At 30.2% G+C, this 212-nt stretch carries 1 protein-coding gene; it reads right to left on the reverse strand.

The genetic code is table 11. The features are described 5' to 3' along the window. On the reverse strand, positions 1-212 hold a 212-nt coding region (locus tag ACH65_RS19470), incomplete at both ends, for a DUF3744 domain-containing protein (RefSeq protein ID WP_202594245.1).

Genomic DNA, 212 nt, shown 5'->3' on the forward strand with positions numbered 1-212 from the left:
CTATTACTATAGTCACTATATTGAACACATACCTCATTTAATTCTAATAGCGGTTCAGATTTGTACTTATTATCATTATTTGCAGATGTTTCATCTATCCATTTTTTCACTTTAAATTTAACATGTTCACTCATACAAACGTCACGTAAATTCGCTAAGTTATCAATGGATTCGACATCTACTTCTGCATATTTAAGCGCTGTACAGTATAA

It is taken from the genome of Frateuria defendens (assembly GCF_001182895.1).
Classification (GTDB): Bacteria; Pseudomonadota; Gammaproteobacteria; order Xanthomonadales; family Rhodanobacteraceae; genus Frateuria_B; species Frateuria_B defendens.